We start from the raw sequence: 1,084 nt of genomic DNA, 5'->3' as shown, positions 1-1,084 counted from the left end.
TAAACCAATGATTAGGATATCCATAAACTGGATACCTTCAAAAGCACCACCGAAGAACGCAGCAAGTAGACCACCAGCTAGAAGGCCACCTAATAGACCGCCCATCAAACCTTTCTTGCTAGAAGATTTGGTCGTTTGCTCTTTACCGATCGTATTGGTGTTTTGTTGCTGCTGTTTAGGTGCAGGTGCTGTTTTGTAGCTCTTACCAAAAGACTTACCGCCACCAAACTTCTTCGCTTCTGCGATAGGAGTGACAGCAACGGTAAACATTAATAGAGCAACAATAGAAAATAAACGTTTCATCGTTATCCTTAAAGTTGACGATTGTTATACCCACGCAACCTCAGGTAAAAGAAGCCGTTTGGGTACATCTCAGATTGTGCTCCAAACCTTGTACATACAAGCAGTAGCACGCCAAAGATGATTGTTGGTTCATCATACTCCGTATGTCACCTTATGAAAACAATCTAAAGAGTCTGACATGTATCAGAATATTGCCAAACATGTCGCCTTCTGACGTGATTGCGCGGTTGACGCTCATTAAGTAGCTGTCTATCATATTGAACGTTGTTCAATAAAGCAGTTTGAGAGTATGGCGCGCAGAAACGATCACACCAGAGAAGAGTTGATTAACTTGACCTTAACGACGGTCAAAAATTTTTTAGATGAGAACTCTTACCACGAACTTAGCCTTCGTAAGATCGCTAACATGATTGGTTACGTGCCAAGCACCTTGGTGAATATTTTTGGTAACTATAATTTGTTGCTACTTCATGCCGTGGCTCAAACTTTAGATGAGTTATCGCAGGAAGCGCTAAATGCAACAAAAAGCAGTAAAGATGCTCATCAAGCACTTTTTGAACTTGCATACTGCTACCACGATTTCGCGCAAAAACATCCTTACCGTTGGCAATTGGTTTTCGAACACAACATGAACGGTGCCGAACTTCCAGAATGGCATGCGAAACGTATTGATGGCATGACAGGCATGCTCGAATCATTACTCGCACAAATCGCTCCTCAACGTACGGAATCCGAAGTCATTCAAGCGAGTCGCGTACTATGGGCTGGCGTACACGGCATT

At 42.9% G+C, this 1,084-nt stretch carries 1 protein-coding gene and 1 pseudogene; one reads left to right on the top strand and one right to left on the bottom strand.

Annotation, left to right across the window (positions count from 1 at the left end):
* A pseudogene (locus tag R7E42_RS25310) lies at positions 1-303 on the bottom strand (hypothetical protein); the annotation flags it as partial.
* A gap of 289 nt (positions 304-592) precedes the next feature.
* Between R7E42_RS25310 and R7E42_RS25305 the strand changes: the two are divergent.
* On the top strand, positions 593-1,084 hold a 492-nt coding region (locus R7E42_RS25305), incomplete at its 3' end, for a TetR-like C-terminal domain-containing protein (protein ID WP_318073280.1).

Origin of the sequence: Vibrio sp. Vb1337 (assembly GCF_033338715.1) — a bacterium.
In the GTDB taxonomy this organism is placed as follows: domain Bacteria; phylum Pseudomonadota; class Gammaproteobacteria; order Enterobacterales; family Vibrionaceae; genus Vibrio; species Vibrio alginolyticus.
This window is presented reverse-complemented; position numbering and strand designations above follow the sequence as displayed.